An 8,300-nucleotide genomic window follows, 5' to 3' on the forward strand; every position below is an offset into this window, starting at 1 on the left:
TCTCGCTGAGATCGCGCAGGGTAAGGCGATACCGCAGTCGCCATAGCACCACCAGCGCAACGATGTCGCTCGGGTACTGCGCCCGGTTCAGCAGGCCGGCACTGCGCTCGTTGAACTGTTTGCCGCAGTCGCGGCAGCGGAACCTGCGGTAGCCTTGGGCGGTGCGGTCCGGCCGCTCAATCACCTCCGCCGAACCGCAGTCCATGCACCCCATCTCAGGTCCCCAGCCGCCCATCAACCCGTCAGGAGCCTATCCACGCCTGCCCCAGCTCGCCAGTCTGGGCACTCCTGGCGCGAGCTCTGACAGATCCGCTGGATCCATCCGTGAGATTTGGTTAGCAAATGTGCAGAACCAAAAAGCCGACCGCCGCGAAGCTCGATGGCATTTGACGTTGTTGTCAGCTTGGTAACTCAAGTTCTCAGCGCATCTGCAAGCTGAGCCGGGGCACCCGCAACGCGGTTGCGCCCATCCTGCTTCGCGACCCGCAAAGCGCGGCCAGCTGCGGCCAGCAGCAAGCCTGGCTCTTGTCCGTCCTCAGGCGTGCAGGTCGACCAACCAATACTGACGGTCACACGCGCCTTGGGACTAGCGGCGTGAACAAGTCCGAGCTCGTCGATGGACCCGCGCAGCAGTTCCGCGAGGGTGGAGGCACCATCCATATCTGTGTTGGGAAGCAGGAGGGCGAGTTCATTGCCACCGAAGCGTGCGGCAAAGTCTCCTTGCTCCAGAACGCGCTCTGTCATGCACGCGCTTACCCTCGCCAGAAGCTCATCCCCTGCGGGGTGCCCGAAACAGGTGTTGTAAGCTTCCATGTGATCGATATCGAGAATGACCAACGAGAGCGGGTGGGCATCACGGATGGCGTGTTGCCACTTCTGATTGAGCCGGCTCTCAAAGACAAGGCGTGACAGCAGGCCTGTTAAGCTGTCCATCGGGAGGTCATCTGGAGGCTTGATCACTTCCGGTAGCGTGCCCGAGGTTAAAACGCGTCCTGACGCCCTTCCCCGCCCGACAAGGAAGAATGCTACCGCGGCAGCATGGAGCGTAAGAAAGCATGCGACCGATGCTCCAACCTGCCACCACCAAGCGGTATAGTGATCCGCTGTAAGTGTGGCACCCACGAGAACTAAGCGTGGCAGCCCCAATCGCTGATAGGTGTAGAGGCGCTCCAGGCCGTCGCTCTCGGCTGTGGCGATGAACTGTGCAGACGCGGTGGAGAGCGTAGCTCCCAACCTTCTCACTGTTGCCACCGTATCCCGAACAATGAGGTCGTTCGCTGCAGGATACCTCGCGAGCAACTGCCCATCCGTCCTCAGCAGCGACACAGTGCCGTCCGCACCGAGGTCGAGCCGGCTCATGATCCGCTCAAGGTCGGTCAATGGTACTTGCGCGACGACCAAGCCACGAAAGAGCCCGTCCGGGCTCGCGATACGGCGACTTATGGCAATACCCTGTGTTCCCCGATCACTGGTGTCGGGTAGGCTGACATAGGCGCCAACCTCCCGGCGCTGCCGGTGAACCTCGAAATACTCTCGACCGGCAAAGCTTTGCTCTGCACTCGAAAAGGCTTTGGAACTTGCGACGAGAGTACCGTTTGCGTCCAGCACAAGAAGCAATCCGTCGGTTCGTCCTGGCCCGGCCTGTGCGGAGAGGGCTATCTCATAAGACTGGCTAACACGCTTGCCAGGCTCGGATATTTGGATGGTCGCAGCCAAACCCCGTAACGAGAGATCGATCTGGCCGAGATGGCGGGAAAGGTCTCTCTCAAGCGTGGATACGAGACTGGACCAAGCGTGTTCTGCCTTGCGCCTCGCCTCAACACGCAATCCAGACAGCACCGCAGTGCCGATCAGAAGGACGAGAAGATCTAAGGATAGGATGCCCAGTGCGATGCGACGAGGAACGCTGAACAAGCGCCAGCCGCGCGACTGTGTGGAGGCGGACTGCATCGCTGCTTCACGCGACACGTTCTTCCAGAGCCTCATTTCTGTGAGTTCACGTCATGTCACCTTGCAGGGCGCAGTGAAGCCTGTGGATATCCAGCATCCTCTGCAGTTCTTACGCTCTGCTCACGCGGAAGCCCGTCGAGCCTCCTGGCGTGCCGGGACGAGACGGACTCCAGGTTGCCTGGCAGGATGCCGGGACGCCCGAGCAGCCAGCCCTGGCCATAGCTTGCACCGAACGAAGAAGCAGTCACGGCATCGGCCTCGGTCTCGACCCGTTCCGCAATGACCTCGGCCTGGGTGCTTTGCGCAAGTTCGACCAGTGCGGCGGCGAACTTGTACCCGTCGGCGCCGGTCGGCCCGCTGGTCGCCTCCATGAGGGCTCCGTCGAACTTGATGATGCTCGGGCGCAACATGCGCAGATACCGGATGCCTGCCGCCCCAGCACCGAAATCATCGACGCAGAGGGTGACGCCCAACGCGCGCAGCGCATCGCAGGTGACGATGGCCTCCGCCTCGTTGTCGATCTCGGCGGTTTCGGTCACCTCGACCAGGAGGCGGGCCCATAGATCGCTTGGATAGGCCGAAAGCACTTCGATGAGGCGCTCGCGAAACGCGGGATCCTGGATGGACAGACCAGAAACATTGCACGCCACGCGGGTTCTGCTGTCCGTGCATGCAAGGGCCTGAAGTGTGGCGTCCGCGATTGCGAGATCCAGATCAGCCGAAAGACCAAGCATTTCGGCCATGCTCACGAAAGCCTGAGGGCTGAGCTCCGGCAGACCGTCCGTCGGAAGAGGGCGGATCAGCGCCTCATAGTGCGAAGGCGGCTGGTTCCTCTGGGAGAGGCTCACGATCGGTTGGAAGGCCAGGCGGAAGCGTCGGGTCTCGATCGCGCGGGCCAGGGCTGCGGAACGGGGTCCGGCGGCTGAGAGGAAGCCGTGCAGCCCGCCCTCAAATCCTGCGCGTGCCAGTGCGGCGATGCCACCCTGAGCAAAGGTGCTCAAAGCGATCCGCAGGGCCCGCACCGCCTGCGGTCCCGTCAGACCGACGCTGGCGGGCTCCGCCAGCGTCAAAGCCTTCGTGCAGACGGTAGCCGATGGCAATCCGGCGCTCGATAGGATGGATTGCAGCTGCTCAACAACAGTTCCGAGGTTCGGCGACGTAGTGTCCGCCCTGGCGGTTGGGCTCGACGGAGGTTGTACGTGGATCATGCCGAAGCGCCCGGGAGCGATCTGAGCTGTCGTGGACCCCGGCCCACCATAGTTGGCCAGGATCTCAGTAATGTCCTTCAGCAGGGCGGGGCGCGGCGTGATGCGACCATCCGGCCCCATCAGCTCCAGCAGAGACAAGGTGGCTTGATCGCCCTGGCTGGTGCCGGAAGCGAGCGCCTTCAGCTGCGCCTCGGCGATCCGTAGCAGGGCGCCATCTTTCTCCTGGATCACTCCAGCCGCTATAGCTGACTGTTCAGCTTGCGTCGTGACAGGCAGCGCCGCGAAGGCAAAGGCGTAGCGGCGCACGGAAAATCCGGGCTGAACGATATCGCCAACGTCCGAATAGACTCTGCCTGTCATGCTGTACCCGGCGCCGTCACCATGGCACAGATGCACCAGCACAGGGCGCAGCCGGTCCCCCGCCTGGAGCTGTGCGAGAGCACGCTGGAACACGTCGTGGTCCTTCGGCTCGATGAGGCGCATGGCGGGCCCACGAAGGAGGCTTCTCACCCCTTTGCCGACCTTGGTCGCGATGTCACCGGCGATAAAGGTCAGACGTCCCTCGGCATCCGTCTCAATCAGCAGATCGGCAGCCAATGAGGCAAAAACGCGATAGCGGTCCGGCACCGTTCCCACCAACTCTGAACCATCGTCCTGAAGGACCGCAGACATCACGTGCTTTCTCCCGAAGCGATCCGATTGATGCTTCGCTGATGGCGTTGGCTGCAAATGCCCAATGTCGTCGCTATCACCCTTCCATGAAACACCGTCAGGCTGTGCAAGGGCATGCTAAAGCTTGCCATTCATTCGACCCCGCACAGGGCCGGGCGACAGGAGGCGCCAACCCACACCGGGCGGGAGGCACTTCAGCAAGGATATGCGCTGGCCCGGTCAAAGCCCTCGCCGGTGGCCAAGGCTTGACGCGAAACCTATTCGCCGGGCCACACATTTGGCCATGTCAATGAGGCCAGTACGGCAATCAGGATCGCGGGAATGGTGGCCGCCACTTCGGAACTCATGGCACTGACCCCCTGCCCTTCCAGTTTCCGTGCGTTTTGCCCGGAGTAACTGATGGAGGATTTGACCTTGCGACCGTTGCTGCTGTGTTAACACCACCCTGAAACGCGCAGGAAAATCGCAAGGTGAAAGAATGCATCCCCAATCCAGTGTTGTGTTAAGGCGGTCAAGCTGGTTCTGTCAGGCCTCGCGCCAGGCGCCTCGTTTGGGCGGCCGGGGTAAGGCTGATAGGCTCCGGCTCTGGGCTCCTCGATAAGGACAGGGATGGACTGTGTGGCCTGCGGCTCGACCAGCGTGACCGAGCGGCTGGAGCGCACTGGTCAGGGCTACCGCTGGTTCCGCTGCCGCAGCTGCGGTTCTGTCAGCTCTCGCGCCAGGGGCACCCGGATTGGCGGGCGGGGCAGGTCTGGATAGGCTCCTGACGGGTTAATGGGCGGCCGGGAGCCTGGGATGGGGTGCGTGGATTGTGGTTCGGCCGAGGTGACTGACCGGCGGGACCGTACGGCCCAGGGCTACCAGCGCTTCCGGTGCTGCGCCTGCGGCCGAGGGTTCAACGAGCGCAGCTCGGGAGTGCTGAACCGGACGCAGTACCCGAGCGACGTGATCGCGCTGGTGGTGATGCGGCGCCTGCGCTACCGCCTCACCTTGCGGGACCTGGCCGAGATGTTCCTCATCCGCGGCATCGTCTTCAGCCATGAGGCGGTGCGGGAGTGGGAGGCCAAGCTCGCGCCGGTTCTCGCGGGTGAACTGCGCCAGCGTCGGCGTGGGAGGGGCGGCCGCGGCCGTCGCTCATGGCATGCCGACGAGACTTATCTGAAGGTCCGTGGACGCTGGTGTTACTTGTATCGGGCCATCGACAGGAACGGTGACCTCGTCGACACCATGCTGAGCGAGCAGCGCGACATGGCGGCTGCGCAGGCGTTCTTCCGCTCGGCCAAGTCGGCCACAGGCATCGTCCCCGACCAAGTCACCACGGACGGGCATGGCTCCTACCCACGCGCGATCCGCTCAACACTGGGCAAGCGGGTTAAGCACCGGAACAGCGCCTTCAAGAACAACCGACTTGAGCAAGATCATCGGGGCATAAAAGGCCGGATCCGATGTATGCGCGGGTTCAAGAGCTTCACCTCAGCCGAGCGCTTCTGTCGCAGCTACGATGAACTTCGCAACCAGCTTCGTCCTCGCGTCCGTCACAACCAGCATGTTCCCGCCAGCCGCCGTCGCATGCTTCATCTCCGTCGTGCGGCAACCGTGCTCGCCATCCTCGGAGCAGGGTAGGCTGACAGCATCAACCGCCATGCGACGGCATCCCTGGCGCGAGAGCTGACAGAACCGCCCAGACCGCCAGGCCGACCCATGCACCACAGTGCGTCTCCGAGACACCCATCTTGCGGCAGACCTCGGCCACCGCCGTACCCAGCTCCGCCTGCTTCAACGCGAAGGCGATTTGCTCCTCGGTGTAGTGGCTCTTCCTCACCGAACCGTCCTCCTTCAGGTCAACATCCCTGCCGGAAAACTTTCAGAAAGCCCGGACCAGTCTGCAGGCTTAAGGTCACCGTGTTCGAGGTCAACCGCCCCAGCCGCCAGCTGTGGCACCAGAAGGGCAAGGATGGAGCTATGATCCAGTTACCCGAACAAGTGGAACTCGCCGGACACGGTAGTCGGGACGGCAACTTCGAATGAGCCGTTTCTCATCAGTGCGACCATGCTGTTAGCTACGGAGTGGCCGTCATAGGTGATGCCGTCGACGTAGAGGTTGCGGTCGGTGCTGCTGGTGCCACCCCAGGCGTCGTTGAGGAAGTTCACCTCCACCTTGTGCGCGCCACTGCCCCAGTTGCCCTTCAGCGTCACGATGTCGGACTGGCCGAGCGCATGGCTGGCCGAGGCGGTCAGCACGCCACCCACCTGCACGCCGTCCACCTTGACCGTATACTGCGCGTGCCCGTTCCAGGCATCCTCGCTGATCTTCAGCACCAGCGTGTCCGCGCCGCTGCCGAATGCAGTGTTCGCGGCCGTGGTGCTGGCCGCCATAACTGACCGCTCCAAAACAGCGGCATCGTCGTTCTGGATGATGCCGCTTGCCATCGCACCCTCGATCATCGTGCCGAAGCTGGTTTCGTGCCAGCTGAGGGTGAAGCTCTCGTCGCCCTCGACATCCGTATCGCCAGCGACCTCAATGGTGATCGTCTTGGTCGTCTCTCCAGGGCTGAAAAGCACGGTGCCACGGGGCGTTACCCCTCCGACGAGGTCGGAAGCCGACGCAGGGTTGGCGCCACTGCCTTCAATGAACCAATTGGCGCTGCTAAAGCTGGATGTGTCGCCCGTCCGAGTCGCCATGAAGGTGAACGCGGTCGTTCCGGTAGCGCCCTCGGCCTTGTTCGCGTCCAGGGCCACTGTTTGCAGGCCGGCACTGCGGAACTCACCCGTCGTGAGGTCTAGTACGCCGTTGGTGAAGCGCACGTACTCCACGTTCTGGAGAACGCCCACCCCTGCCACATTCCAGCTTCCATCGGGTTCCCGAAGCCACGCCGGCGAGGGAGCGGAAAACGCGGAGACGGCCGTGTCGGTGCCAGAGCCACCATCAAGCGTGTTGTCCCCCGGCCCGTCGTACAGGATGTCATCGCCAGCGCCGCCCCTCAGGTAGTCGTTGCCGTCTCCGCCCAGCAGCGTATCGTCGCCGAACCCGCCATAGAGGAAATCTCCGTCTGCGCCGCCGTCAATCACGTCATTGCCTGAGCCGCCGTACAGGGTATCAAACCCGCCGAGGCCGAAAATGGTGTCATTCCCTGTCGTGGCTGGGCCACCCACAACCTTTGACGACGTCCTATTCGCGGTCACCGTGTCGCTGAAAGGCGTGCCTGTGATGATTGACATGCGCTAACCCCCGGGAAGAACAGGAATGATTCGTAGAGGTATCGAACATTGGAGTCCGCTCAACTCTGCGTTATGATGACCGATATTAATTCCCGTGTAAGTTGTAGAAATCGGGAGGGGTCGGGCCTTCTCAGGCGCGTGACCCGAGCTGGCGAGGTCATTCCGGCAACTGGTCAGGATGAAGCCGTTGGTCGGTGGCCAGAGCGCATCCTGGGTATCCGCCACAGCAACACTTTGGTGCATGGGGCGTCCGGTTGGGGATCCTCGGGTAGGCTGGCGTGAGGGCGAACCCTCGATTGCTAACGGGGCACCCGCCATGCCGTACAACGCCAATGCCGACAGCCGGCACCGCATCCTGAAGCAGCGGCACCGAATGACGAACTGGCCCTCCTGCGAGGCTGGTCTGCGCGCCTCTGGCAGCCTCACCATGTGGTTCACGGCAGAGGCAGTCGAGGCGTAGCGTGCTGAGCCCGCACCGGTCGTGGTGGTCAGTCCCGCTACTCCGCGCTGGCGATTACCACGACGCTGACCCTGCGGGCGGTGTTCCGCTTGGCGCTGCGCCAGACAGAAGGCCTGATCGCCTCCATCGGCCTTGTCAGGTTGGCGACGTAGGATGCAAGGAGCACCCGAGCTGGCGCAGCGCTCAGATAGATGGTGCAGTTCTGGTCACATCGCGCCAGGCGCTGAACGCGGCATTGCGGACCTGGCGGTGTTGGTCGGCAGTTAGGCGGTGACGACGGAGTTGGAAGTGGTTGTGAATCCGGCTGTGGGTGGAGAGGAACTGTTGAGCGTGGCGCGGCGACTTGAACCGCTGCATCTGCCGTTCTCGCCGTCGTGTTGGCTGGTGTGACACCTCGGCGCGGTTGTTGAGATAGCGGCTCTGCCGATGCTCCACACCTGGCAGAATCCCACGCTTCGCAACGCCGTAGCTGCGCAGCTTGTCGGTGACGATCACGCGGGGAACGTACTGCAGCCCCTTCAGCAGCTTGCGAAAGAACCGCTTGGCGGCTCTGGCATTGCGTCGGCTCTGCACCAGGATGTCGAGCACGTTGCCGTCCTGATCCACCGCACGCCAGAGGTAGTGCAACTTGCCGCGGATGCGGATGAACACCTCGTCCATGAACCATTTGTCGCCCGGCCGTGGCCGACGTCGCTTCAGCTTGTTCGCGAACAGCCGGCCGAAGCGCAGTACCTATCCGCGGAGGGCCGCCTTTTTTGAGGGGTGATGTTTGCTGACCTTAGTGACGCTCA

General features: G+C 62.8%; 6 protein-coding genes and 2 pseudogenes. 2 read left to right on the forward strand and 6 right to left on the reverse strand.

Translation table 11 applies throughout. The annotated features are described in order from the left end of the window. From ACFFIC_RS08335 to ACFFIC_RS08345, 3 genes are all read right to left on the reverse strand, one after another. Positions 1–205 (reverse strand): hypothetical protein (locus ACFFIC_RS08335; RefSeq protein ID WP_377049713.1); only part of this gene is annotated, 205 nt, incomplete at its 3' end. Positions 206–411: 206 nt separating this feature from the next. Then, on the reverse strand, positions 412–1,986 hold the full coding sequence (locus ACFFIC_RS08340; protein WP_377049714.1) for a diguanylate cyclase domain-containing protein: 1,575 nt from the start codon (positions 1,984–1,986) through the stop codon (positions 412–414). A gap of 20 nt (positions 1,987–2,006) precedes the next feature. Next, entirely contained in the window at positions 2,007–3,830 is a 1,824-nt protein-coding gene (locus tag ACFFIC_RS08345) for an EAL domain-containing protein (RefSeq protein WP_377049716.1), read from the reverse strand. A 795-nt stretch (positions 3,831–4,625) separates the two neighbouring features. On the opposite strand from ACFFIC_RS08345, the gene ACFFIC_RS08350 reads away from it, so the two are divergent. After that, positions 4,626–5,453, forward strand: a complete 828-nt coding sequence (locus ACFFIC_RS08350; protein WP_377049717.1) for an IS6 family transposase — start codon at positions 4,626–4,628, stop codon at positions 5,451–5,453. Between the two features lie 76 nt (positions 5,454–5,529). On the opposite strand, the pseudogene ACFFIC_RS08355 reads toward ACFFIC_RS08350, so the two are convergent. Both ACFFIC_RS08355 and ACFFIC_RS08360 read right to left on the reverse strand, forming a co-directional pair. Continuing rightward, positions 5,530–5,652 (reverse strand): annotated as a pseudogene (locus tag ACFFIC_RS08355) (transposase); the annotation flags it as partial. A 149-nt stretch (positions 5,653–5,801) separates the two neighbouring features. Further along, positions 5,802–7,049: a carbohydrate-binding domain-containing protein gene (locus ACFFIC_RS08360; protein ID WP_377049715.1), complete on the reverse strand. Its 1,248-nt coding sequence runs from the start codon at positions 7,047–7,049 to the stop codon at positions 5,802–5,804. 486 nt (positions 7,050–7,535) lie between these two features. Here ACFFIC_RS08360 and ACFFIC_RS08365 point away from each other — a divergent pair. Next, a pseudogene (locus tag ACFFIC_RS08365) lies at positions 7,536–7,661 on the forward strand (transposase); the annotation flags it as partial. A gap of 31 nt (positions 7,662–7,692) precedes the next feature. Here ACFFIC_RS08365 and ACFFIC_RS08370 read toward each other — a convergent pair. After that, entirely contained in the window at positions 7,693–8,238 is a 546-nt protein-coding gene (locus tag ACFFIC_RS08370; protein WP_377049718.1) for an IS6 family transposase, read from the reverse strand. Positions 8,239–8,300: the final 62 nt, after the last annotated feature.

The organism is Muricoccus vinaceus (assembly GCF_042433125.1).
In the GTDB taxonomy this organism is placed as follows: domain Bacteria; phylum Pseudomonadota; class Alphaproteobacteria; order Acetobacterales; family Acetobacteraceae; genus Roseomonas; species Roseomonas vinacea.